The 21,984-nt window shown below is 66.4% G+C and carries 24 protein-coding genes, 1 tRNA gene and 1 pseudogene; 14 read left to right on the top strand and 12 right to left on the bottom strand.

Annotated features, from left to right (window positions below):
- Nucleotides 1–228: 228 nt before the first annotated feature.
- From BX604_RS06620 to BX604_RS06610, 3 genes are all read left to right on the top strand, one after another.
- On the top strand, nucleotides 229–888 hold the full coding sequence (locus tag BX604_RS06620; RefSeq protein ID WP_098550062.1) for a HugZ family pyridoxamine 5'-phosphate oxidase: 660 nt from the start codon (nucleotides 229–231) through the stop codon (nucleotides 886–888).
- Nucleotides 889–1,242: 354 nt separating this feature from the next.
- Complete coding sequence (locus BX604_RS06615) at nucleotides 1,243–1,536, top strand: H-NS histone family protein (protein WP_098550061.1); 294 nt, start codon at nucleotides 1,243–1,245, stop codon at nucleotides 1,534–1,536.
- A gap of 236 nt (nucleotides 1,537–1,772) precedes the next feature.
- Nucleotides 1,773–2,930: a cation diffusion facilitator family transporter gene (locus tag BX604_RS06610; RefSeq protein WP_098550060.1), complete on the top strand. Its 1,158-nt coding sequence runs from the start codon at nucleotides 1,773–1,775 to the stop codon at nucleotides 2,928–2,930.
- Nucleotides 2,931–2,948: 18 nt separating this feature from the next.
- Here BX604_RS06610 and BX604_RS06605 read toward each other — a convergent pair whose 3' ends face one another.
- The 3 genes from BX604_RS06605 to BX604_RS06595 all read right to left on the bottom strand — a co-directional run bounded on the left by BX604_RS06605 (nucleotide 2,949) and on the right by BX604_RS06595 (nucleotide 4,799).
- Complete coding sequence (locus tag BX604_RS06605) at nucleotides 2,949–3,419, bottom strand: Lrp/AsnC family transcriptional regulator (RefSeq protein ID WP_011882933.1); 471 nt, start codon at nucleotides 3,417–3,419, stop codon at nucleotides 2,949–2,951.
- 79 nt (nucleotides 3,420–3,498) lie between these two features.
- A complete protein-coding gene (locus BX604_RS06600; RefSeq protein ID WP_098550059.1) occupies nucleotides 3,499–4,158 on the bottom strand; it encodes an exonuclease in 660 nt (219 codons plus the stop codon).
- Complete coding sequence (locus BX604_RS06595) at nucleotides 4,155–4,799, bottom strand: MBL fold metallo-hydrolase (RefSeq protein WP_098550058.1); 645 nt, start codon at nucleotides 4,797–4,799, stop codon at nucleotides 4,155–4,157. The genes BX604_RS06600 and BX604_RS06595 overlap by 4 nt, the downstream gene beginning before the upstream one ends.
- Nucleotides 4,800–5,455: 656 nt before the next feature.
- Between BX604_RS06595 and BX604_RS06590 the strand changes: the two genes are divergently transcribed.
- On the top strand, nucleotides 5,456–6,067 hold the full coding sequence (locus tag BX604_RS06590) for a septal ring lytic transglycosylase RlpA family protein (RefSeq protein ID WP_098550057.1): 612 nt from the start codon (nucleotides 5,456–5,458) through the stop codon (nucleotides 6,065–6,067).
- A gap of 92 nt (nucleotides 6,068–6,159) precedes the next feature.
- On the opposite strand, the gene rsmI is transcribed toward BX604_RS06590, so the two are convergent.
- Nucleotides 6,160–7,038 carry a 16S rRNA (cytidine(1402)-2'-O)-methyltransferase gene (gene rsmI, locus BX604_RS06585; protein WP_098550056.1) on the bottom strand — a complete coding sequence of 293 codons (879 nt, stop codon included), beginning with the start codon at nucleotides 7,036–7,038 and terminating at the stop codon, nucleotides 6,160–6,162.
- Nucleotides 7,039–7,084: 46 nt separating this feature from the next.
- On the opposite strand from rsmI, the gene BX604_RS06580 reads away from it, so the two are divergent.
- The 7 genes from BX604_RS06580 to BX604_RS06550 all read left to right on the top strand — a co-directional run bounded on the left by BX604_RS06580 (nucleotide 7,085) and on the right by BX604_RS06550 (nucleotide 11,109).
- Nucleotides 7,085–7,513, top strand: coding sequence for a YraN family protein (locus BX604_RS06580; RefSeq protein WP_175802338.1), 429 nt, complete (start codon nucleotides 7,085–7,087; stop codon nucleotides 7,511–7,513).
- A gap of 126 nt (nucleotides 7,514–7,639) precedes the next feature.
- Nucleotides 7,640–8,224 carry an SIS domain-containing protein gene (locus tag BX604_RS06575; RefSeq protein ID WP_098550054.1) on the top strand — a complete coding sequence of 195 codons (585 nt, stop codon included), beginning with the start codon at nucleotides 7,640–7,642 and terminating at the stop codon, nucleotides 8,222–8,224.
- Between the two features lie 17 nt (nucleotides 8,225–8,241).
- Nucleotides 8,242–9,036, top strand: coding sequence for a BON domain-containing protein (locus BX604_RS06570; RefSeq protein ID WP_098550053.1), 795 nt, complete (start codon nucleotides 8,242–8,244; stop codon nucleotides 9,034–9,036).
- On the top strand, nucleotides 9,036–9,389 hold the full coding sequence (locus BX604_RS06565) for a c-type cytochrome (RefSeq protein ID WP_098550052.1): 354 nt from the start codon (nucleotides 9,036–9,038) through the stop codon (nucleotides 9,387–9,389). The genes BX604_RS06570 and BX604_RS06565 overlap by 1 nt, the downstream gene beginning before the upstream one ends.
- Nucleotides 9,390–9,454: 65 nt before the next feature.
- A tRNA-Ala gene (locus tag BX604_RS06560) sits at nucleotides 9,455–9,530 on the top strand.
- A 410-nt stretch (nucleotides 9,531–9,940) separates the two neighbouring features.
- Nucleotides 9,941–10,684 carry a hypothetical protein gene (locus tag BX604_RS06555; RefSeq protein WP_098550051.1) on the top strand — a complete coding sequence of 248 codons (744 nt, stop codon included), beginning with the start codon at nucleotides 9,941–9,943 and terminating at the stop codon, nucleotides 10,682–10,684.
- Nucleotides 10,681–11,109, top strand: coding sequence for a DUF4279 domain-containing protein (locus tag BX604_RS06550; RefSeq protein ID WP_098550050.1), 429 nt, complete (start codon nucleotides 10,681–10,683; stop codon nucleotides 11,107–11,109). The genes BX604_RS06555 and BX604_RS06550 overlap by 4 nt, the downstream gene beginning before the upstream one ends.
- A 20-nt stretch (nucleotides 11,110–11,129) precedes the next feature.
- Here BX604_RS06550 and BX604_RS39460 read toward each other — a convergent pair.
- The 4 genes and pseudogenes from BX604_RS39460 to BX604_RS06530 all read right to left on the bottom strand — a co-directional run.
- A pseudogene (locus BX604_RS39460) lies at nucleotides 11,130–11,383 on the bottom strand (recombinase family protein); the annotation flags it as partial.
- A gap of 95 nt (nucleotides 11,384–11,478) precedes the next feature.
- Nucleotides 11,479–11,790 (bottom strand): hypothetical protein, encoded by a 312-nt coding sequence (locus BX604_RS06540; protein WP_098550049.1) that lies wholly within the window; start codon nucleotides 11,788–11,790, stop codon nucleotides 11,479–11,481.
- A gap of 155 nt (nucleotides 11,791–11,945) precedes the next feature.
- On the bottom strand, nucleotides 11,946–13,343 hold the full coding sequence (locus BX604_RS06535; RefSeq protein WP_098552727.1) for an enolase C-terminal domain-like protein: 1,398 nt from the start codon (nucleotides 13,341–13,343) through the stop codon (nucleotides 11,946–11,948).
- A 62-nt stretch (nucleotides 13,344–13,405) separates the two neighbouring features.
- On the bottom strand, nucleotides 13,406–14,746 hold the full coding sequence (locus BX604_RS06530) for an MFS transporter (RefSeq protein WP_098550048.1): 1,341 nt from the start codon (nucleotides 14,744–14,746) through the stop codon (nucleotides 13,406–13,408).
- Nucleotides 14,747–15,042: 296 nt separating this feature from the next.
- On the opposite strand from BX604_RS06530, the gene BX604_RS06525 reads away from it, so the two are divergent.
- Both BX604_RS06525 and BX604_RS06520 read left to right on the top strand, forming a co-directional pair.
- Nucleotides 15,043–15,687 (top strand): DUF2239 family protein, encoded by a 645-nt coding sequence (locus tag BX604_RS06525; RefSeq protein ID WP_098550047.1) that lies wholly within the window; start codon nucleotides 15,043–15,045, stop codon nucleotides 15,685–15,687.
- 16 nt (nucleotides 15,688–15,703) lie between these two features.
- Nucleotides 15,704–17,035: a carotenoid oxygenase family protein gene (locus BX604_RS06520; protein WP_098550046.1), complete on the top strand. Its 1,332-nt coding sequence runs from the start codon at nucleotides 15,704–15,706 to the stop codon at nucleotides 17,033–17,035.
- Nucleotides 17,036–17,074: 39 nt separating this feature from the next.
- Here the strand turns inward: BX604_RS06520 and BX604_RS06515 are convergent, their stop codons facing one another.
- Genes BX604_RS06515 through BX604_RS06500 form a run of 4 tightly spaced genes read right to left on the bottom strand, consistent with a single transcriptional unit; the run spans nucleotide 17,075 to nucleotide 21,333 of the window.
- Nucleotides 17,075–18,241: an ABC transporter permease gene (locus BX604_RS06515; protein ID WP_098550045.1), complete on the bottom strand. Its 1,167-nt coding sequence runs from the start codon at nucleotides 18,239–18,241 to the stop codon at nucleotides 17,075–17,077.
- Nucleotides 18,242–18,245: 4 nt separating this feature from the next.
- Entirely contained in the window at nucleotides 18,246–19,400 is a 1,155-nt protein-coding gene (locus BX604_RS06510) for an ABC transporter permease (protein WP_098550044.1), read from the bottom strand.
- Between the two features lie 18 nt (nucleotides 19,401–19,418).
- Entirely contained in the window at nucleotides 19,419–20,117 is a 699-nt protein-coding gene (locus BX604_RS06505; protein ID WP_098552726.1) for an ABC transporter ATP-binding protein, read from the bottom strand.
- 10 nt (nucleotides 20,118–20,127) lie between these two features.
- Nucleotides 20,128–21,333 (bottom strand): efflux RND transporter periplasmic adaptor subunit, encoded by a 1,206-nt coding sequence (locus tag BX604_RS06500; RefSeq protein ID WP_098550043.1) that lies wholly within the window; start codon nucleotides 21,331–21,333, stop codon nucleotides 20,128–20,130.
- A 367-nt stretch (nucleotides 21,334–21,700) separates the two neighbouring features.
- Here BX604_RS06500 and BX604_RS06495 point away from each other — a divergent pair, with 367 nt between their 5' ends.
- Complete coding sequence (locus BX604_RS06495; protein ID WP_098550042.1) at nucleotides 21,701–21,934, top strand: hypothetical protein; 234 nt, start codon at nucleotides 21,701–21,703, stop codon at nucleotides 21,932–21,934.
- Nucleotides 21,935–21,984 lie beyond the last annotated feature (50 nt).

Below are 21,984 nucleotides of genomic sequence, written 5' to 3'. Positions count from 1 at the left end.
TCCGATTCTATCGAACCGCTTACTGTCTTGCCGGCGCACTGGCCGTTCGGCCGATCGGGGCGACCGCGCGGCGCGGGCGCATCCGCCATCCATCCGGCCGATGCGCGGCATGTCGCGCGCGCAGGTAACATCGGCGCATGCGCGGTGCCGGGCGCGTGGCACGCATTGCGTGCTAGTCCGCCTGCCCGCCGTCATCGCCGCGTCTGCCTTTCGACCGCAGGAGTCACCGTGAACATCGATCCCGCCCTTGCCCTGCACCTGCTGCACCGCTGCGCGCTCGGCACGCTCGCGACCCACGCGCGCGACCCGCAAGGTTTTCCGTATCCGACGGTCGTACCGTTTGCACCCGATGCAAACCATCGCCCCGTGATTCTCGTGAGCAGTCTCGCCGAACATACGCGCAATCTCGCCGCTGATCCGCGTGCGGGTTTTCTCGTCGTCGACGCACCGGACGGCGACGTGCTCAATGCCGAGCGCGTGACGCTGCTCGGCCGTTTCGTGCCGCTCGGCGACCATCCGCATGTCGCCGAGCGCTACGTGCGCTACGAACCGGACGCCGCGCGCTATCTCGCGCTCGGCGATTTCACGTTCTGGGCGCTGGAGATCGAACGGCTGCGCTATATCGGTGGCTTCGGCCGGATGGGCTGGGTGGATGGCGCGGGGCTCGATGCGCTGCCGCCGCTCGGGTTCGACGACGAGCGGGCGCTCCGGGATGCCTACGATGCGAGCGATGCGCGCCGCGACGGGCTCGAACTGCTCGGCGTGGACCGCCACGGCGCCGACTGGCGCTGCGACGGCCGCCGCGTACGCACGCCATTCGATGCGACGCCGGCTGATTCGGACGCACAGCGCAAGCGGCTGATTGCATGCGCGCGTGATGTGACGTGACGTCGCGCATGCCGGTTTGAGCGTTTGGCAGGCCGCGAGCCGGGATTTTCGAAAACTTGTCGCCGGATGAAAGCTTCGATTTTGCGCATGCAGGGTAATTGCGTATGCTGACAGGCCTAATACACGATCGGTAATGTCCTAATCTCTATGTAACCGCGAACAAATTTGAGAAAAGGCCGTGGCGGCCCAAAATGACGGACATGATTTACAATTGGTCTCGGGATTTTCATGAATCCCGCTTCTATCAAATCTTTTTTGTGCTAATCTCTGCCTTCGAAAATCCGAGGCACCAATATTCCATGAATGGTTAGCCGGCTGCAGACCGGTGCCATTGGTCATATAGAAAGGGAAACTATGTCTTCTTACAAGGACCTGCTGGCCCAGCGGGAGAAGCTGGAGAAGCAAATCGAAGAAGCGAAGTCGCGCGAATACGCCGAAGTGCTGAATGACGTGAAGCAGAAAATTGCCGACTACGGCTTTTCGCTTCCGGAACTCGGCCTGAGCCGCGCGAAGGCAGGTAAGGTTGGCCGTCCGCGCGCAGGCGTGGCGGCAAAATACCGCGATCCGGAAACGGGCGCGACGTGGTCGGGCCGTGGCAAGCCGCCGCGCTGGATCGCCGGCAAGGACCGCGAACAGTTCTCGATTTAAACAAACGTTTAAGTCGTTGTCTCAAAAGAGCCGCGTATCCGCACAGGAGCGCGGCTTTTTGTTTGGCGGTATCGGAATGTATGCGCGGCGTCATGAAAATGTCAGAAACGCCGTGTGAATGGAAATGCGACCCGTTCGCATAAGCGGTTGATTTAACTGGAGAATTTAGGGTTATCGGAATGCCGGGAGGGTTTCGTTTGATAGAATTTCGTACCTCAACCGATATCCCGCATTTCATGTCCACGTTTTCCAGTGACGCGCAAAGCGCCGATAAGCACGCGGTCGCGCGCAAGAGCACCCTCGTCAGTATTGTGCTGAATGTCGTGCTCGCGACGTTTCAGATCGTCGTGGGCGTGGTTGCGCATTCGCAGGCATTGATTGCTGACGGCGTTCATTCGATTTCCGATTTGATCTCGGATTTTGTCGTGCTGGTTGCGAATCGTCACAGTGGTGCATCGCCGGACGCCGACCACAATTACGGGCACAGCCGTTACGAGACAGTTGCATCGCTGTTTCTCGGCGCGATCCTGATCGCGGTCGGTATCGGCATGCTCTGGCGCGCCGGCAATCGTCTCGTCAATCTGGAAAACATCCCGGCCGTGCATTTCTCCGCGCTGATCGTCGCGCTGACGGTGCTCGTATCGAAAGAGGCGCTGTTCCGCTACATGCTGCGCGAGGCGCGGCGCGTGCGCTCGGCAATGCTCGTCGCGAACGCCTGGCATGCGCGCTCGGATGCCGCGTCGTCGCTCGTCGTGGCGATCGGCATCGTCGGTAGCCTGGCCGGGGTGCGGCTGCTCGACCCGATCGCGGCCGCGATCGTCGGCTTCATGGTCGCGCGCATGGGCTGGACGTTCGGCTATGACGCATTGCAGGACCTGTCCGATCGCGCGCTCGGCACGACCGACACGGACGAGATCCGTGCGCTGCTCGCGGCGACGCCCGGCGTGCGCGACGTGCATGACCTGCGCACGCGCAAGATGGGCGATGCCGCGCTCGTCGACGCGCACATCCTCGTCGATCCGATGATCTCGGTATCGGAAGGGCACTACATCGCGGAAACCGCGCGTGCACGGGTATTGCGCGACCCGCGCGTGCTGGATGCACTGATTCACGTCGACCCGGAGAACGACGCGGCGCGCCGTCCGGCGCTCGCGCTGCCGCCGCGCACCCAGATCACGGCGCGGCTCGATGAAGCGCTCGCGCAGCGCGGGCTGCGTGCGGAGGCGATCGACCTGCACTATCTGAGCACGGGGCTGGAGATCGACGTGACGCTCGCCGCGGATGCGGGCGATACCGACGCGGCGCTGGCCGGCCGGCTCGACGTCGACACGCTGAAGCGCCAGTTCGGCGCGCGCCGGATCGGCTTTACACGCGCGCTGCCTTCGCAGGCATAACGCCGACGCGCCCGCGCGTTACAGCGGCAACTGCGTGTCGAACTTGATTTCGCGCAGCACGACGCTCGTGCGTACCTGCGACACCGCCGGGATCTTGAAGATCCGTTCGTGCAGGAACACGTCGTAGGCCTTGATGTCGGGTGCGACGATCTTGAGGATGTAGTCGGCTTCGCCCGTCGTGCTGTAGCACTCGGTGACTTCCGGGCAGGTCGAGATCTCGCGCTCGAACTGTTCGACGCCGCCTTCGTTGTGGCGCGTCAGGTGCACGTGCGCGAGCGCGCACACGTGCAGGCCGAGTTTCTCGCGATCGAGCAGCGCGGTATAGCGCTGGATCACGCCGGATTGTTCCATGTCCTTGATGCGGCGCCAGCACGGCGTGCTCGACAGGCCGACCTGGTCGGAAATTTCCTGTACGGAACGGCGCGCGTCGAGCTGCAACAGGCGAAGGATTTTTTGCGAAAAGGAATCGAGCGTCACCTGCGCCTCCATGCGGCAGCTACAACACGCTGAATGTTAGAGGGCCGGGAAAGGAAAGGCAATCTGACGGCGTGCCGATGAGCGAGATTCGCTAATTTGCGCGCGGATCCGTGGGATTTTGCCCCGCGCCCGCCTGTTCCGACCGGTCGGTGTCGGACACCGCGAGGCCCGCGAGCGCAGCCTGCTGACGGCGCAGGTCGGCCATCATGTTGCAGAACAGCGCGCCTTGCTCGATGGCGTCGTCGAGCGCGACGTGCGTATGCGGGTGATCGTCGAACCAGTGCTTCGGAAAGCGCGGCTTGATGGCCTTGCGGTACGGCAGGCCCGTCATCGCGAACGCGAGCGTCTTGATGTCGAGCGCCGACCACGAGAACGGGCAGCGGCCCGCGAAGCGCATCATGTACCAGAACATGAACGTGAAATCGAAGCCGGCCGGCATGGCGACGAACACCGGCTTGCCGGGCAGCGCCTCGACCCACTCGACGTACGCGACGAGCGCGGCCTCGGGCGCCTGCAGATCGCGCCGGCATGCGGCCCACGCGTCGGGCTCGGTCTTCCACCACGCTTCCTGTACCGGATGGGCGTGGGCGCCGGGCAGCGTCTCGAGGTTCGCCGAGAACGTCGCGATCAGCTGCTTGTCCTCGGTGTAGGCGGCCGACGCAAAGCTCAGCATCGAGTGCGGGCCGGGAATCGGGCCGTCGGCCTCGACGTCGGTGCTGACGTAGATTTCGGGGATGGCGGTCTGGTTCATCCGTATGCCTTGTCGGACACGAACGGATTCGTGCGGCGCTCGTCGCCGAAGGTGGACACAGGGCCGTGGCCCGGCACGAACGTGACGTCGTCGCCGAGCGGCCACAGTTTTTCCTTGATCGAACGCACGAGGTCCGCATGATTGCCGCGCGGGAAGTCGGTGCGGCCGATCGAGCCGGCGAACAGCACGTCGCCGACGATCGCGACGCGATGCGCGCGGCTGAAGAACACGACGTGCCCGGGCGTGTGGCCCGGGCAGTGATAGACCTCGAGCGTCTCGTCGCCGAACTGCACGGTGTCGCCGTCGTTCAGCCAGTGGTCCGGCTCGAAGGTTTCGGCGGCCGGAAAGCCGAAGCGCTGGCTCTGCATCGGCAGTTGTTCGATCCAGAAGCGTTCGTCTTCCTGCGGCCCCACGATCGGCACGCCGTAATGCGTGGCGAGCGTCTTTGCGCCTGCGCAGTGATCGACATGCCCGTGCGTGAGCAGCACTTTCTCGACCTGCACGTTCTGCCGCGCGATTTCCTGTTCGATCCGTTCGAGATCGCCGCCCGGATCGACGACGGCGGCGCGGCCGGTCTTTTCGCAGACGAGCAGCGAGCAGTTCTGCTGGAACGGCGTGACCGGGATGAGCGTGACTTTCATGAGGGCACCGGCGGCTAAAAGGACCGATTGTACCGGTCGCGCGCGCCGCCTGCCGGCCCCTGCAGCCGGTCGTTCGGCGCACGCCGCAGGGCAATCCCGGAGCATCCGATTGTTACAGCCATAGTGAGAATCAATGGCTGGAGCGGGGCGGATTTCGAGACGGGGTTTTGATTTATGTATAATGCGCTCCATTGCACGTGAATTTCACGCAATTCGCTGGTGTTTCGGCCCCGTTAAATGGGGCGTCGGATTCACCGTCAAGCATCGACCGCCGGGGAGTCCGGCGGTGTATCCAGCACCGAGCATTCGGTGCTCACGTCTTGTCCGGCCGGGTGCTGCGCGCCCGCCTGCGGCCTTGCTGCCGCGCCGCCGGATGAGGCCTGTGCCGCCGTTCCTGTGCGTTGGCTGTACGCGACGCGCGCGAACGTGAAAGCCATGTTCGATGGCGGCATGTGGGGTCTGGTCAGGCTGTGGGGACAGGCTGCGCCAGACGTGAAAGCTAATCAGGACGGTTGCGGCAGAGACGAAAGCCGCGCCCATGCTAGCCGCCTGCTCGCATCCGAGCGGGGCGTGCACGCATTTGCCGTCCGGGCCGTATCTCTGCATTGTGAAGCAGCGTTGTATCGGTGCGGCCCGAACCAGAAGGCGACACGTCGATGAATTTTCGATTTCCGACTCGATTCGGGACCATTGCATTATTTTTTGCGTTGACGGGCTGTGCGGTGCCACCCAGCCAGACCACCGGCAACGCCAATCAGAAGGGGGCGGTCGACAAGACGGCCGCTGCCGCGAAAGCGGACGACGACAAGCAGCAACTGAATTTCGATTCCGCGCTGGCATCGATGCCGGCTGCCGACAGCAAGGACGCGAACAAGTCGTCGCTGGCGGACGCCGAGCCGATCGACGGCAAGGACGTATCCGATTTCCGCCAGACGGGCCGGGCTTCGTGGTATGGCCGCGATTTCCATGGCCGCCGCACCGCGAACGGCGAGCGCTTCAACATGAACGCGCTGACCGCCGCGCATCGCACGCTGCCGCTGTCTTCGTACATCAAGGTGACGAACGCGTCGACCGGCAAGTGGGTCGTCGTGAAGGTCAACGATCGTGGGCCGTACAAGCGCGGTCGCGTGCTCGACCTGTCCTATGCCGCAGCCAGGATCATCGGTCTCGTGCACGCCGGCACGGGGCGCGTGAAGATCGAAGGGCTGTCGCCGCAGGAAGCGCGCGAGGCGCGCGACGAGATGTTCGCGTCGCTGTCGTCGAAGTAACAGTAACGCGGCGGTTCGACCGTCCATGCAAAAAGGGCTGCCTTCGGGCAGCCCTTTTTCGTTTCAGCGGCTCGCGCCGCGCACGTCGCGCGTCAACCTTCCTTCAGCGCGAGCGCGCGTGCGTACAGCGCGTTGCGCGATGCGCCCGTCAGCGCCGCCGCGAGCTTCGCGGCGCTCTTCACCGGCACTTCTTCCAGCAGCAGCTTGAGCAGCGCGTCGTGCGCGGTGTCGTCGGCCTCGTCGCGATTGGCCGGCGCGCCTTCGACGACCAGCACGAACTCGCCGCGCTGCCGGTTCGCATCGCCGTCGAGCCAGGTCTGTCCTTCGGCCAGGGTGCCCTGGAACAACTGCTCGTGTAGCTTGGTGAGCTCGCGCGCGATCAGCAGCCGGCGCGCGGGGCCGAATGCGTCGGCCAGTGCGGCGACGGTTTCGGTGATCCGGTGCGGCGCTTCGTAGAACACCAGCGCGTACGGATGCTGCACGAGCGCCTGCAGTGCGCTGGCGCGCTGCTTCGTCTTCGGCGGCAGGAAGCCCGCGAACGTGAACGTGCCGGCCCAGTCGCCCGCCACGCTCAGCGCGGTCACGGCCGCGCTCGCGCCCGGCAGCGGGATCACCGCGAAGCCTGCGGCGCGTACGGCGTCGACGAGCCGTGCGCCGGGGTCCGAAATGCCGGGCGTGCCGGCGTCCGACACGTACGCCACGCGTTCGCCCGCGCGCAGCAGCTCGATCACGCGCAGCGCGGCTTCGCGTTCGTTGTGCTCGTGCACGGCGACGAGCGGCTTCGAGATCCCGTAGCGGGCGAGCAGCTGGCCCGTGTTGCGGGTGTCTTCGGCGGCGATGCGGTCGGCGAGGCCGAGCACGTGCAGTGCGCGCAGCGTGATGTCGGCGGTGTTGCCGATCGGCGTCGCGACCACGTAGAGCGCGGCGCTCGGGTAATGCTGCGTTTGCGCGAGTTCGAGGAGGGCAGTCATGGCAGGCAATGCGCGCAATCGCGGCGCAAGCGGAACAAGGACGGCATTGTGCCACGCGCAGCCGGCCGCGCCGGGCGGCGCGCGCGGTTTGCCGGCCGCCGGCGACAACTTTTCCGGCGCCGCGCGATCCAAACCGGTCGGCGCGGCGTTCGAGCAGCGCGCGCGGCAGTTCCTCGAGCGTCGCGGCCTCGCGTTTGTTGCCGCGAACGTGACGGTGCGCGGCGGCGAGCTCGACCTCGTGATGCGTGCGCCCGACGGCGTGCTCGTGTTCGTCGAGGTGCGCGCGCGGCGCAGCATGCGGCACGGCGGTGCGGCCGCGAGTGTCGGCTGGCGCAAGCGGCGGCGTCTGATCGCGGCGGCGCTCGGTTTCTGGGCGCGGCACGGCGCGGGCGCCGCGTGCCGCTTCGACGTTGTCGCGTTCGACGCTGGCCGGCTCGAATGGCTGCGCGACGCGTTTCGTGCCGACGATGTGTAGCCGCGAGCTGTGACGAGATGTAAAGAGTTCTTGCCGTACCCCCGGACAGGGCGCCGGAGTGCGGTAAACTCGCCGCACCCATGATGTCGCGCGCTGCGTGCCACGCGCCCAGTTCACCAGGAATCGATGTCAGTCGAACGTATTCAGCAACATTTCCGCGATAGTGCCGCGCTTCACGCCGAGGCGGCCGATGCGCTGTCGCTGCCGATCGCGGCCGCGGTCGATGCGATGTTCGCCGCGCTGGCGAACGGCAACAAGATCGTCGCGTGCGGCGACGGCCCGTCGGCCGCCGCTGCGCATTACCTCGCCGTGTCCCTCGTCGGCGGCTTCGAACGCGAGCGCCCGGGCCTGCCGGCGATTGCGCTGGCCACCGATGCGTCGCAGGGCGGGCTCACCGGTGCGACTGCCGCCGATCAGCTGTTCGCGCAGCAGGTGCGCGTGCTAGGGCAGACCGGCGACATCCTGCTGGTGCTCGACGCGGGCGGCGCGTCGCCGCGCGTGCTGGCCGCGATCGACGAGGCGCACGAGCGCGAGATGACCGTCGTCGCGCTGACCGGCGGCAACGGCCACGCAGTCGCGGCCGCGCTGTCCGACACCGATATTCCGATCAGCGTGCCCGCCTCTCGCGCGGCGCGCGTCCACGAAGTCCATCTGCTGACCATCCACTGCCTGTGCGACGGCATCGACGCGATGCTGCTGGGTGAGGATTGAACGAAGGAGAGCCGTCGATGAATCAAAGCCGCGTCAAAGGGACGCTCGTCAGAACCACGTTGCTCGTCGCGCTGACGGCGGGCCTGGCCGTGTCGCTGCAGGGCTGCGTGCTCGGCGTGCTGGGTGCTGCGGCAGGCGGCGGTGCGCTGATCGCGACCGACCGCCGCACGCTCGGCGCGCAGACCGAAGATCGCGAGATCCAGGTCAAGTCGCTCACGCAGATCAACAACGGGCTGCCGGATCAGTCGCACGTGAACGTGACGGTGTTCAACCGCCGCGTGCTGCTGACGGGCGAAGTGCCGAACGATGCGTCGAAGCAGCGCGCCGAGGAGATCGTGCGCGGCATCAACAACGTGAACGGCATCGTCAACGAACTGTCGGTCGAGCCGGCGTCGTCGCTGTCGTCGCGCGCGAACGACTCGTACCTCGAAGGGCGCGTGAAGTCCGAGTTCATCGCGACGAAGGGGCTGTCGGCGAACTACTACAAGGTCGTCAGCGAGCGCGGCAATATCTACCTGATGGGCCTCGTGACGGTCGACGAAGGCAATCGCGGCGCCGATGCGGCGAGCCAGGTGCCGGGCGTCGAGAAGGTCGTGAAGGTGTTCCAGTACATCCAGCCGCAGGACGCGCAGGCATTGCAGGCTGCGTCGCCGGGCGATGCCTCCGGCGCGCAGGCCGTCGCTGCGCCCGTCGATTCAGCGACCGTCGGTGCGGTGCCCGATGCGTCGGTCCAGTCCACTCCGCTGCAACCGCCCGCGCCGATCTCGAATTCGTCGAGCGTGCACCCGGGCAACCCGAAGGCGACGCCGTAATGAAGCTGATGCAGATCAAACACTGGATGGTGCAGGGCGCCGCGGCTGCGGCGCTCGCGGCCGGCGCGCTCGGCACCGCGCATGCCGATGTCGCCGACGGCCTGAGGGTCGCGCGCGGCAACGCCTGCATGGGCTGCCACGCAGTGGACCGCAAGCTCGTCGGCCCGTCGTTCAAGGACATCGCCGCGCGCTACAAGTCCGATCCGCAGGCCGTCGCGAAGCTGTCGAAGAAAGTGAAGGACGGCGGCTCGGGTGTGTGGGGTGCGATTCCGATGCCGGCGCACCCGCGCATGAGCGATGCGGATCTGCGTTCCGTGGTCGAATGGGTGCTCGCGGGCGCACCGACGAAGTGACGCATTCGGGGTCGCGAACCCCTATTGCCAAGCGCGGAAATGCGTGTGTATGATGGTTGTCTGTTGGGGCGGTAGCTCAGCTGGGAGAGCGTCGCGTTCGCAATGCGAAGGTCGGGAGTTCGATCCTCCTCCGCTCCACCATGAATTCCAGTGAAAACAACGCACTACGTCTCGCGATGTAGTGCGTTGTTTTGCATTTGGAAGCAGGTTTTGTCGTGCGCTGAAGACTGACAGCGTGGCCGAAGCCCGACCTAACGGTTGGACACAAATTGACCGGCGCGTCCATTACACACTCGTCGTGCATCTTCCCGCGCAACGACGCTGCAACTTCTTGCTCGATCCGCACCGCACTCATATCTGACAGGCCTCGGCTGCAAGCGCCTTGCGCCGGTACGGCAACCTGTACGACCTGTTTTATTCGCTGATAGAAATCGTACGCCGCACGTGGATTCCCGTGCCCGATGCTGCTCATACAGCCGTCTGTCACAAATTGACTGGACGCTATTCCGTGTTGCTCAATTAATCAGACAATAATTTGAGAGCATCGCGGCATGGCGTCGGTGATTATCGATATGGGGTTCGGGAAGCGCGCGACGCTGTCCTGCGGCCGCGGGTCGCGACAGTCGCTCGAGCAACGCGCCGCTGTCTCGGAACTGATGCTGCATTGGCCGAGGTATTCCGGGTTGATGACCGGGGCCATTGGCTATCTTCGAGAATTGGGGCTCGCTGGAACATCGACGGGTGATCCGGTGGCCACGCTCAAGTCTGCCATCGAGGACGGGAGAGTGTCCGTATCTATCGACCGTCCCATGGCCCGTGGCGGTGCTGCTGAGCGCGCGCCTTCTACACGGCCTTTCCCTAAGGGCAGCAGGCTCGCCAGCGTGCCGGGAGTGACTGCGCTACCCGTAGACAAACCTCTCCCCAGTTGGGCTGTGCCTAACGACGTGTCGGCGGATGCGCTAATTGGCTATTTGCAGAGCGTGGTTGCAGGGACTGCTGGAGCGGCCCCTCGATTGGCGAACTCGCTTGACTCAGGTACGCCGTTAGGCAGTGCAGACGTGTTTGACTATACGGATAGCCCTTTGAGCGGTGCCGTAGAACAGCTGGCAGCATCCACTACCAACCCGAACTATGCGGCCAAAATGCTAGGGTACGCTCGGGATACCTTTGGCGGGATGGTTCATTCGATGAAGGACGACCTTGGCCTTGGCGGTGCTGATAATGTCACTTGGCACGACAATGGAAACGTTGAATTTCAAGGCGAAGTCATCGGCAACATGCACGATTACAAATGAGGTTGAGATTGGGTTCACATCAACTCGCAAACGCGTCATTCACAATCTCAGGTGATAACGTCGCTCCGGAGTTCTGGACTGGCTATTTCGGCGTCAGCCCTGATATAGCCGTCACCAAGGGACAGCATTTTGTCACGCCGACCGGCCGAACCAGCAGCTATCCGGGCCGAACGGGCGTATGGGGGATACGCAGCAGCGAGTCTGTCCAGGGCGATCAATTGGAACCGCATCTACGTTATCTCATCAGGCATCTGGGCTTGCCCCGCCAAGACCTACGCGAACTTATTGAGGGCGCAGGCGCGCGGGTCCGTTTCTTCTGCTATTGGGCGAACTACACCGGCGACCGTGTACCGGATGTGCCGGACGACGTGCGATCCCTCATGGAGTCGCTTGGGGGCGTGGTAGATATCGATGAATACCGATAACGCCGGTTGGCGCGGGGGCACTCGGCGCAAGCCCGCTTGACGGTCGCCGCGCTCACGCCGAAATGTTCCGCCGTCTGCGCGATGGTCTCCCCGTTTCCTGCCCGCCAGCCCTTAATCTCGGCATAGTCGGCGGCGCGCTGGCGGCCGACGTATTTCCCCTCTTCCTTGACGATGGCGACGCCTCGGCACTGCATTTCGGCGCGGCTTGTGTAATCGGCTTCTCCCTGCGCTGCCTGAATGCCAGTACGGCATCGCGCGTAGCTTTCTCAATCGGGGCTGCGCGAAATGATGGCGTCTCTTGGCGGGACAGTAGAGATTGACGAGTACAGATAACCTCGGAGCGATCCGCCACATCCGCCACATCGCGCCCTAGCTCAGCAGGCCATGAATCGCCTGGAATGTCGGCACCGACAACGCCGCGAACGCTATCGCGACAATCGCGAGCAGCGCGAGCTTTTTCCGCAGCAGCACGCAGATGCCGATACCTGCCGCATAGAACGCGCAACTGAGCAGGATCGTCAGCCACATCCATCCATAACCGGCGCCGCCTTCGAAGTGCGACGTGTTCGCCGTCATTCTCAGCGCGACATAGCCCGCGACGGTCGTGCTGGCCGGCAGGCACAGGATCGAGCAAGGCACGATGACGAGGAGCAGGCGCAGGGTCGGGTCGAGTGGCTTCATCGCGAGGCGGTTCCTTCGTGCTGGACGGACGCGTCGATCCGTTCGCGATGCCGGCACGGCGGCGGATCGGGCAGCCGGCAGGATGCAGTTGTTTGCGCGGTTTGGCAATCGTGCGATCGCATTGCCTGCCGTCCTGCCGTCCTGCCGTCCTGCCGTCACCCTCGCCCGAAACTCGGTCGCTTCGGATCGTACGTCCACCCCGGCACCAGATAACGCATCGCCATCGCATCGTCGCGCGCGGTACCACCGACTTCCCGATACAGCGCATGCGCGGCCTCGACCTGCGCCATGTCGAGCTCGATCCCGAGTCCCGGCCGCTCCGGCACCGCCACCTGCCCGCCGACGATCTCGAGCGGCTCGCGCGTGAGCCGCGCATCGCCTTCCTGCCAGATCCAGTGCGTATCGATCGCGGTGATCGTGCCCGGCGCCGCCGCGGCCGCATGCGTGAACATCGCGAGCGACACGTCGAAGTGGTTGTTCGAATGCGAACCCCACGTCAGCCCCCAGTCGCGGCACAGCTGCGCGAGCCGCACCGAACCCTGCATCGTCCAGAAGTGCGGATCGGCGAGCGGGATGTCCACCGCCTGCAGTCGCACCGCATGATCCATCTGTCGCCAGTCGGTCGCGATCATGTTGGTCGCGGTCGGAATGCCGGTCGCGCGGCGGAATTCGGCCATCACTTCGCGGCCCGAATAACCACCTTCCGGCCCGCACGGATCTTCCGCATACGCGAGCAGATGGCCTTGCCCGCGACACAGCGCGACGGCTTCGTCGAGCGACCATGCACCGTTCGGATCGAGCGTCGCGCGCGCGTCGGGAAAGCACGCCTTGATCGCGGCGATCGCTTCCATCTCGTCCGCGCCGGCCATCACGCCGCCCTTCAGCTTGAAATCGACGAAGCCGTAGCGCTCGACCGCGGCCTCGGCCTGCTGCGCGATCGAGGCGGGCGTGAGCGCCGCTTCGTTGCGCAGGCGGAACCACGGGTCTGCCGCATGCGTCTCGTCGCGATACGGCAGGTCGGTGCGGCGCCGCTCGCCGATATAGAACAGGTACGCGAGCATCGGCACCGCGTCGCGCTGCTGGCCTTCGCCGAGCAGTGCGGCGACCGGCACGTCGAGATGCTGGCCCAGCAGGTCGAGCAGCGCGGCCTCGATCGCGGTGATCACGTTGTCGAGCCGCAGGTTGATCTCGTGCGGCTGGCGCAGCACGGCCGCTTCGCCGGCCGACGTCACCTCGTGCCGGATCGTGCGGCCGGCGCCCGCACTGGCGCCGGACAGCGCCGCGCGCACCGCGTTGAGCGTCGCCTGGTAGCGTCCGATCGACTGGCCGACGACGAGGTCGGTCATCCGTTCGAGCGCGTGGCGGATGCCTTCGCCGCCCGGCACTTCGCCGACGCCCGTATGCCCGCTGCTGTCGTCGAGGATCACGAGGTTGCGCGTGAAATACGGCGCGTGCGCACCGCACAGGTTCAGCAGCATGCTGTCGCGGCCGGCGACGGGGATCACCTGCATGCGCGTGACGCGCGGGGTGCCGGCACGGCGGGATTCGGACATCGGTTCGCTCCTGGTTTCGTAATGCGCGGGCCCGCCGGACGCACCGGCGCGGCCCGCGCCGTTCATTTCAGCTCGACGCGGCGGATCTCGCCGACGACGAACAGGTAGCAGATCACGGCGACGAGCGCGTGCGCGACGACGTAGACGAGCGCGCCGTTGAACGAGCCGCTGCGGTCGACGATATAGCCGATCGCGATCGGCGTCGTGATGCTGGAAAGATTGCCGCACGTGTTGAGCAGCGCGCCGCTCAGGCCCGCGATCTGGCGCGGCGCGGTATCGGCGTTGACCGCCCAGCCGAGCGCGCCGAGCCCCTTGCCGAAGAACGACAGCGCCATGAACAGCACGACCAGCACGTGCGAGTCGGTGTAGTTGCAGACGATCATCGACATCGACAGCAGCATGCCGATCACGATCGGCACCTTGCGCGCGACCGACAGCGACCGGCCCTGCTTGAGCAGCGCGTCGGACACGATGCCGCCGAGTATCCCGCCGAGGAACCCGCACACGGCCGGGATCGACGCGACGAGCCCCGCGTTGAGGATCGACATTCCGCGCGCCTGCACGAGATAGACGGGAAACCACGTGATGAAGAAATAGGTGAGCGCGTTGATGCAGTACTGCGCGACGTACACGCCGACCAGCATCCGGTTTCGCAGCAGCGCCTTTACGTGCTGCAGCGACGGGCCGCCGTCGCGCGCGCCGGTCGCCTGGTCGATGTTGACGAGCGCACCGCCTTCGGTGAGGTAGTCGAGCTCCGCGCGATTGATGCGCGGATGCACCTTCGGATCGTACATCGTGCGGTTCCACACGAGCACGAACGCGAAGCCGAGCACGCCCATCACGGCGAACACCGACTGCCAGCCGAACGAATGCACGAGCCAGCCCATCAGCGGCGCGAACACGACGGTCGCCGCGTACTGCGCGGCATTGAAGATGGCCGACGCGGTGCCGCGCTCGGGCGCGGGGAACCAGGTGGACACGATCCGGCTGTTGGCGGGGAACGACGGCGCCTCGGCCGCGCCGACCAGGAAGCGCAGCCCGAACAGCAGCGCGAACGCCGCGGCGCCGCCGAAGAAGCCGATCGTGCCCTGCAGCAGCGTGAACAGCGACCAGAAGAAGATGCTGAACGCATAGACGATGCGCGACCCGAAGCGGTCGAGCAGCCAGCCGCCCGGCAGTTGCGCGACCACGTACGACCAGCCGAACGCCGAGAAAATGAAGCCGATCTGCACATGGTTCAGGTGCAGCGAACGGGCGAGGGCGGGGCCCGCGATTGCGATCGCCGCGCGATCCGCATAGTTGATGGTCGTGACTGCGAACAGCACGGCCAGCACGAGCCAGCGCACGCGGGTGCGCCGGGCCGTTGCCGACGCGGACGCCGGCAGCGCTTGAAGCGGATTCATGACTGTCTCCTCCGAAGGGCGGAAGGTGCCGTCGTGCGGCAGGCGCGTCGAGTGCGCGCGTTTTTCGTGGTGGTGGTTGCCGGCCGGAAGCCGGACGCAGGGCAGGCGGGCCACGCGTCCGGACCATTCTGTCACGGCGATATTTGCGCTTTCATGCCAATTAGTGACTTGATTAATTCAATATTTGAATCAATCGTTCGTGGCAGTGAGTGAAATTTTACCCGGGTGATATTGACATCCAATTTATACCCGGATAAAAATATCGTCATTCCGATTCCTGCCAACAGGCCACCACGATGACCACGTCCACGCTTCTTCCTTCCTACACGGCTTTCGACGGCTATCGGCGCATTGCGTCCGGCCTGCCTGCGACGGTGGCGCTCGCGGTTCGGCAGGCGGCCGGCGAGGCGATGTCCGGCGCGATCGTGATTTTCGACGACGCGACCGGCCGCTCGATCGACCTCGACCTGCGCGGGTCGGCCGACGACGTCCGGGCGCGCTACGCACCGCCGCCGGCCGATGCGTCCGCCGGCTCCAGTGCCTCGGCTTCGACCGGCGAGCCGGCCGGTGCGGGCGAACAGCGCGGCCGCGGCCGTCCGAAGCTCGGCGTCGTGTCGCGCGAAGTCACGTTGCTGCCGCGTCACTGGGACTGGCTCGCCGCGCAGCCGGGCGGCGCGTCGGTCGCGCTGCGCAAGCTCGTCGAGGACGCGCGGCGCACGCATGCGGCGGCCGACCGGCACCGCGACGCGCAGGCGCGCGCGTACCACTTCATGTCGGCGCTCGCGGGCGACTTGCCCGGTTTCGAGGAAGCCGCGCGTGCGCTGTACGCGAACGATCTCGCGCGGGTGGCCGAGCTGATCGCCGGCTGGCCGGACGACGTGCGCGACCATGCGCTCGCCCTGGCGCGCGGCGATCTGCCGCCGTCGACCGAAAACTGCTGACGGAGCACCCGACACGATGACCGTATTCGATCTGAACCGCGGCGGGCTCGCACCGGTCGCCGACGAAGTCGACCTCGTCGACCTGCGGGTGACCGGCACGATCCCGCCCGAACTCGACGGCGCGCTGCTGCGCAACGGCCCGAACCCGCCGGGCGGCCGCTTCGAAGGGAACGACATGCTGTCGTGGTGGCCGGAGGCCGCGATGCTGCACGCGATCGCGTTCGAAAACGGCCGTGCGACCGGCTACCGGAACCGCTGGGCGCGCACGTCACGCTGGGCCGCCGTGCATGCGCCCGCACGGGTGCCGCATTTGCCCGACACGAATCCGAACGTGAGCGTGTTGCGGCATGCGGGCGAATTGCTCGCGCTGTCGGAAGGCGGCGCGCCGTTCGCGATCACCGCCGCGCTCGATTCGCTCGGCGTGCCCGCGCGGCATGTGGGCTTCGGCGGCGGGATGACCGCGCATCCGAAGGTCGATCCGGTGACGGGCGAACTGATCGCGTTTCGCGCGGACTGGCGCGCGCCGTGGCTGCGCTACGGTGTCGCGGACGCGCAGGGCGTGCAGCGCGTCGACATCGCGATCGACGTGAACGCGCCGTCGATGATGCACGACCTCGCGATCACCGAAACCCGCAGCCTGCTGCTCGATCTGAACGTCGGCTATGACTTCTCGATGCTCGAGCAGGGTCACCGGATGCCGCTGCGCTGGCACGACGATCGCGCTGCGCGGATCGGCGTGATCCCGCGTCACGGTGGCGACGTGCGCTGGTTCGGCATCGAGCCGTGCTTCATCATGCACGTCGTGAACGCATACGACTGCGACGCGTCGTGCATCGTGCTCGACGCGGTGCGCTATCCGTGGTTCCTGCGGCTCGACGCGCGCACGGGCCGCTTTGCCGAGAATCCGCTCGGCGAGCTGTGGCGCTACGTGATCGATACCGCGCACGGGCTGGTCGACGAAGGGCCGCTCGCCGACGGCGGCATCGAGTTGCCGCGCATCAACGAAAGCCGGACGGGGCGCGGTTACCGCTACCTGTATGCGGTCGAGCAGCCGAACAACGCGGAAATGCGCGGCGTGATGCGGTTCGACCACGCGCGCGGCACGAGCACGCATTACACGCTACCGGCCGGCGACCAGAACAGCGAGCCGGTGTTCGTGCCGCGCCCGGGCGGCACCGACGAGGACGACGGCTGGCTGCTGGTCGTGGTCTACCGCGCGGCGACGGATACGAGCGACGTCGTGATCCTCGATGCGGGCGCGATTGATGCGGGGCCGGTCGCGGCCGTGCACCTGCCGCGCCGCGTGCCGGCCGGGTTCCACGGCGCATGGGTGCCGCGCGAGCGTTGAAGGTGCCGCGCGAGCGCTGAATGTGAGCGGCTGCGCGCGTCACTGCGCGCGCAGCGCGTCGACGATGTTCAGCCGCGCGGCGCGCATCGCTGGCAGGAATCCGCCGACGAGCCCCATCACCAGCGAGAACAGCAGCGTCTTCACGACGATCGCCGGCGTCAGCACGAAACGGAACGACAGATCGGAGAAGGTCTGGAAGTTGGTCGTCGAGAACGACGCGAACCCCATCAGCGATGCGCACGCGAGCCCCATCACGCCGCCGACGAAGCCGAGCAGCAGCGCTTCCAGCAGGAACGCGGCGAGCACGTTCATGCGCTTGAAGCCGAGCGCGCGCAGCGTGCCGATCTCGGCGGTGCGGTTCGCGACCGATGCGTACATCGTGATCATCGCGCCGATCATCGCGGCGATCGAGAAGATCGTCGACAGCGTGATGCCGAGGATGTTGATGAAGGTCGACAGCGCCTTCGACTGGTCGCCGTAGAAGGTCTGCTCGCGCTTCGCCTCGTCGGTCAGCCGCGGATCGACGTCGATGTCGGCCTTGAAGCGCGCGAAGCCGTCGGCGCTCGGGATGCGCAGCACCATCGACGAATAGCTGGTGCGCCGGAACGACTGCATCAACTGATCGACGTCGCCCCAGATCTCCGAATCGAAGCCGCTGCCGCCCGCGTCGAACACGCCGACGACCGTCCAGTCGCGCTGCGCGAAATGCAGGCTGTCGCCGAGCTGCGTGCCGCTGAAGCCTTTCGCGATCGCGCTGCCGACGATGATCTCCGACGAGCCCGGCGCGAACATGCGGCCCGCCACGAGCCGGATGTGCGGCCGCAGCGCGAGGCCGGTCGGCGACACGCCGCGGATCACGACGTTCGACGGCTTGCCGGTCGACGTCTTCACGAGCGAGATCAGCACGACGGCCTCCTTCGACACGAGCGGCCGTCCGTCCGGGCCGAGCTCGACGGATGGATGCATCTCGAGCGCATTGGCCTGCTGATGGTCGATCGAACTCTGGATCTCCGTTTCGGCGCCTTTGCGGATCACCACGACGTTGTCCGGTTCGCCGGTCGACACGAGTGTCTGAGTGAGCCCCGCATCGAGCATCTGCACCGTCGCGAACACGAAGATCACGAGCGCCATCCCGCCGGCGGTGAGCGCGGTGGTGAGTCGCCGGGTCCACAGGTTGCGCGCGATGTAGGTGAGCGGAATCGCCATGCGCCTATCCGATCGCCCGCAGGCCTTCGACCACGCGCACGCGCGCGGCCTGCCACGCCGGCACGAGCGCGGCCGCGATGCCGACCGCGACCGAGCACGCGGCCTGCAGCGCCATCGTTTCCGTCGACACCCTGAACACCGGGAAGATGCCGCCCGTCGCGTGCTTGAAGAGGCTCGCGGCCGGTGGTGTCGCGAGCATCCCGAGCCCGCCGCCGGCCACCGCGATCACGACCGATTCGCCGAACACGATCAGCGCGAGAAAACCGGGACCGAAGCCGAGCGCCTTCAGCGTCGCGTATTCGGCGGTGCGCTCGCGCGCGCTCATCGCCATCGCGTTCGCCATCACGGCCATGATGATCAGGATCACGACATACGACACGACCCGGATCGCCGCGATGATCTGGTTCGACATCGCGACGAAGCCGAGCTGGAACGCCTGCTCGGTCTCGGTCAGCGTTTCGGCGAGCGAGTTCTTGAAGACGGCATCGACGTTGCGGGCAATGGTGGGGCCGTCGTCCGGGTTCGCGACGCCGACCACGAACACGCCGACCTGGTCGGCCTGCTTCGGCGTGCGCTTGCGCACCGTCTCGTTCAGGTAGTCCCAGTGGAACACCAGCTGGCGCGTGATCGTCGAATCGTCGCGGCCGTCGAGGATCCCGCGCACGACGAAGTCCCACGTGCCGGGGTAGATCGTCCCTTTCAGCGGAATCACGTCGCCGACCTTGAAGCCGAACTGCGTCGCGAGCTGGCGCCCGACCAGGCAGCCGCGGCGATCGCGGTCGTAGTCGGCGCGCTGCTGCGCCGGGAGAATGAATTCGGGGTAGAGATCGAGGTAGTTGTCCGACACCGCGAAGCTCGCGAAGAAATTCTTCGGATCGCGATACACGCCGCCGAACCAGTTCGAGCGGACCACCGTCGTCACGCCGTCCACGCCGCGAATTCGGTTCTCGTAGCTGACCGGCAGCGGGAACACGAGCGAGATCGCGTTGCGCGTGACGAGCCGTCCGCTCGACGCGGCGGCCGCGCCCGCGTACCACGCGTCGACGACGGTATGCAGCAGCCCGAACGCCAGCACCGCGATGGTCAGCCCGAGCACGGTCAGCAGCGTGCGCAGTCGGTGCCGCAGCGCATTGCGCGCGATCAGCTTCAGCACGTACATCGTGCGTGCTCCCGTCGGTCAGACGGCGTGCCCATCGATCAGCTCCCCTTTTTCCAGATGCACGAGCGATTGTGCGGCGCCGGCCGCATGCGCGTCGTGGGTCACCATGATGATGGTCTTGCCGAGCTCGGCGTTCATCCGCTGCAGCATCGCCAGCACGTCGGTGGCCGATGCGCGGTCGAGGTCGCCGGTCGGCTCGTCGGCGACGATCAGCACCGGATCGGTGATCAGCGCGCGCGCGATCGCGACGCGCTGCTGCTGGCCGCCCGACAGCTCGGACGGGTAATGGCTCGTGCGGTCGCCGAGGTTCACCATGTCGAGCACCAGCTCGACGCGCTCGCGCCGTTCGCGGCGCGACAGGTGCGTGAGCATCAGCGGCAGCTCGACGTTCTCGAACGCGGTCAGCACCGGCATCAGGTTGTAGAACTGGAAGATGAAGCCGACGTTCGCCGCGCGCCATTCGGCCAGTTGCGCCTCTTCGAGCTGCGAGATGTCGAGGCCGCCCACGCGCAGCTCGCCGCTGTCGGGCCGGTCGATGCCGGCGACGAGATTGAGCAGCGTGCTCTTGCCGGAGCCCGACGGCCCCATCAGCGCGACGAAGTCGCCTTCGCCGATGTCGAGCGTGATGTCGGTCAGCACCGGCACGACCTGGTTGCCGCGCCGGTACGACTTCGCGACGTGGCTGATCTCGACGAGGGGCGGCGAAGCGTCGTTCACGCGCGCCACGCTATTTCTTCGCGACGGCCACTTTCGCGCCGTCCTTCAGCTTCGCCCCCGGCGCGAGCACGACCGTGTCGCCGGGCTTCACGCCGCGGATCGCAACCAGCTCGCCGATCCGCGTGCCGGCCGTCACCGTCGTTGCGTGCACGGTGTCGTCCTTCACGACGAACACGACTGGCCGGCCGTCGCGCTCGACCACCGCGCTCGCCTGCACGGCCGTCACCGGCTGCCGGTCCTGCGGCGTCGTCGGCTTCGACAGGAACGCGATCTTCGCGCTCATGTCGGGCAGCACGCGCTCGTCGCGGTCGACGAAACGCACTTTCACGAGCACGGTCGCCTTCGAGCGGTCGACGGTCGGCACGATGCGCGACACGCGGCCCGCGAAGCGCATATCAGGCAGCGCGTCGAGCTGGATTTCGCACGGCTGCTCGGCGCGGATCTTCGCGATGTTCGATTCGGCGACGTCGGCTTCGACCTCGAGCGTGTCCATGTCGGCGATCGTCACGACCGCGCCCTTGCTGTCCGACGCGGACGAGAACGGCGTGATGTTGTCGCCGACGTTCGCATGTTTCGCGAGCACGATCCCGTCGAACGGTGCGCGGATCACCGTCTGGTCGACGGCGACCTGCGCGGCCTGCGCGTTGGCTTCGGCCGATGCGATCGCGGCCTGGTCGCTGTTGACCGACGCGCGCGCCTTGTTCACGCGGGCCGTGTCGGTGTCGAGCTGAGCGGCCGGCACAGCGCCCTTCGGCGCGAGCACGGCGGTGCGGCGCAGCGCGATTTCGGCATCCTTCAGTTCGGCCTGTTCGACGCCGAGGTTCGCGCGGGCGACCTTCACCTGGGCAAGCGCCTGCGCGCGCGATGCCTCGACGTCGGCGCTTTCGAGCCGCGCGATGATCTCGTCCTTCTTCACGCGCGTACCTTCGAGCACGCCGAGCCATTCGACGCGCCCCTGACCCTTCGACGCGACCGCGGCCTTGCGCTGCGGCACGACGTAGCCGGTCGCATTGAGCTGCGTGTCGTTCTGGTAAGGGTAGGCGGACGTGACGGCGGTCGTGTCGACCGTCGGCCGGCCGGTGAGGAGAAGGGCGGCGGCGATCGCGGCGAGCAGGATCGCGGCCGCGACCGCATAGCGGACCCACCGGCGCCGGCGCGGCGCGGGCGCGATCGGACGCCGGTCGATTTTCAGTTTGTCCAGATTGTGATCGGGCAATTTGGGCGCCTCGCGACGGCGGCGGTCTCATGACCGGCCGCGATCCGTTGGAACGGAAGAAGGCCAGTATAGCGTCGTCGCAACGGGCGCGAGAGGCGGTTTGTCGGACGATTGGCGAGCCCCCGGACGGCACGTCGGACGGGCTCGCAGCCTGCGCCCCCGGGGAAACCCGAGGGTTGCAAGGAACGTGTCAACTGGCCGCGCGGGCGATGCGTTATGGAGCCAGTGCGTCAGTATTTGTCGAGGCGAAAAGGCGAGAGCCGAGCCGCCCGGCGGCGACCGGGAACCCGGCGCGACTGATGTTCCGATGCGGATGCCTCGCATCTTTACCGGTACGTTTGACTTTTTCTCCGCTAAAGGAAGAACAATGAAGAAGACGCTCGCTTCGATCATGACCGCAGCATTCGCTCTCGCATCGGTTTCGGCATTCGCACAGGCGTCCGCGCCGGCAGCCGACACGTCGGCCGCAGCGCCGGCGCCGGCCAAGAAGGATCACAGCAAGCCGAAGCACGTGCTGAAGCACCACGGCTCGGCGAAGGGCAAGGCGAAGGCCGCAGCCGCATCGGCCGCCGGCACGAACGACGCAGGCGCAGCAAACTAAGCGCGTCTCGTCGGGGCCGGCGCCGCCGGCCGCCCGTCGCGAAACCCCGC

Source organism: Burkholderia sp. JKS000303 (genome assembly GCF_002563755.1).
GTDB lineage: Bacteria > Pseudomonadota > Gammaproteobacteria > Burkholderiales > Burkholderiaceae > Burkholderia > Burkholderia anthina_B.
This window is presented reverse-complemented; position numbering and strand designations above follow the sequence as displayed.

Bases quoted from the DNA above. Each gene is read 5' to 3' on its own strand.
- BX604_RS06530 (WP_098550048.1), bottom strand. From the start codon at position 14,746: ATGAATCCGCTTCAAGCGCTGCCGGCGTCCGCGTCGGCAACGGCCCGG.
- BX604_RS06590 (WP_098550057.1), top strand. From the start codon at position 5,456: ATGAATTTTCGATTTCCGACTCGATTCGGGACCATTGCATTATTTTTT.
- BX604_RS06605 (WP_011882933.1), bottom strand. From the start codon at position 3,419: ATGGAGGCGCAGGTGACGCTCGATTCCTTTTCGCAAAAAATCCTTCGC.
- BX604_RS06565 (WP_098550052.1), top strand. From the start codon at position 9,036: ATGAAGCTGATGCAGATCAAACACTGGATGGTGCAGGGCGCCGCGGCT.
- BX604_RS06610 (WP_098550060.1), top strand. From the start codon at position 1,773: ATGTCCACGTTTTCCAGTGACGCGCAAAGCGCCGATAAGCACGCGGTC.
- BX604_RS06535 (WP_098552727.1), bottom strand. From the start codon at position 13,343: ATGTCCGAATCCCGCCGTGCCGGCACCCCGCGCGTCACGCGCATGCAG.
- BX604_RS06550 (WP_098550050.1), top strand. From the start codon at position 10,681: ATGAGGTTGAGATTGGGTTCACATCAACTCGCAAACGCGTCATTCACA.
- rsmI (WP_098550056.1), bottom strand. From the start codon at position 7,038: ATGACTGCCCTCCTCGAACTCGCGCAAACGCAGCATTACCCGAGCGCC.
- BX604_RS06540 (WP_098550049.1), bottom strand. From the start codon at position 11,790: ATGAAGCCACTCGACCCGACCCTGCGCCTGCTCCTCGTCATCGTGCCT.
- BX604_RS06575 (WP_098550054.1), top strand. From the start codon at position 7,640: ATGTCAGTCGAACGTATTCAGCAACATTTCCGCGATAGTGCCGCGCTT.
- BX604_RS06595 (WP_098550058.1), bottom strand. From the start codon at position 4,799: ATGAAAGTCACGCTCATCCCGGTCACGCCGTTCCAGCAGAACTGCTCG.
- BX604_RS06615 (WP_098550061.1), top strand. From the start codon at position 1,243: ATGTCTTCTTACAAGGACCTGCTGGCCCAGCGGGAGAAGCTGGAGAAG.
- BX604_RS06495 (WP_098550042.1), top strand. From the start codon at position 21,701: ATGAAGAAGACGCTCGCTTCGATCATGACCGCAGCATTCGCTCTCGCA.
- BX604_RS06600 (WP_098550059.1), bottom strand. From the start codon at position 4,158: ATGAACCAGACCGCCATCCCCGAAATCTACGTCAGCACCGACGTCGAG.
- BX604_RS06515 (WP_098550045.1), bottom strand. From the start codon at position 18,241: ATGGCGATTCCGCTCACCTACATCGCGCGCAACCTGTGGACCCGGCGA.
- BX604_RS06525 (WP_098550047.1), top strand. From the start codon at position 15,043: ATGACCACGTCCACGCTTCTTCCTTCCTACACGGCTTTCGACGGCTAT.
- BX604_RS06570 (WP_098550053.1), top strand. From the start codon at position 8,242: ATGAATCAAAGCCGCGTCAAAGGGACGCTCGTCAGAACCACGTTGCTC.
- BX604_RS06520 (WP_098550046.1), top strand. From the start codon at position 15,704: ATGACCGTATTCGATCTGAACCGCGGCGGGCTCGCACCGGTCGCCGAC.
- BX604_RS06510 (WP_098550044.1), bottom strand. From the start codon at position 19,400: ATGTACGTGCTGAAGCTGATCGCGCGCAATGCGCTGCGGCACCGACTG.
- BX604_RS06555 (WP_098550051.1), top strand. From the start codon at position 9,941: ATGGCGTCGGTGATTATCGATATGGGGTTCGGGAAGCGCGCGACGCTG.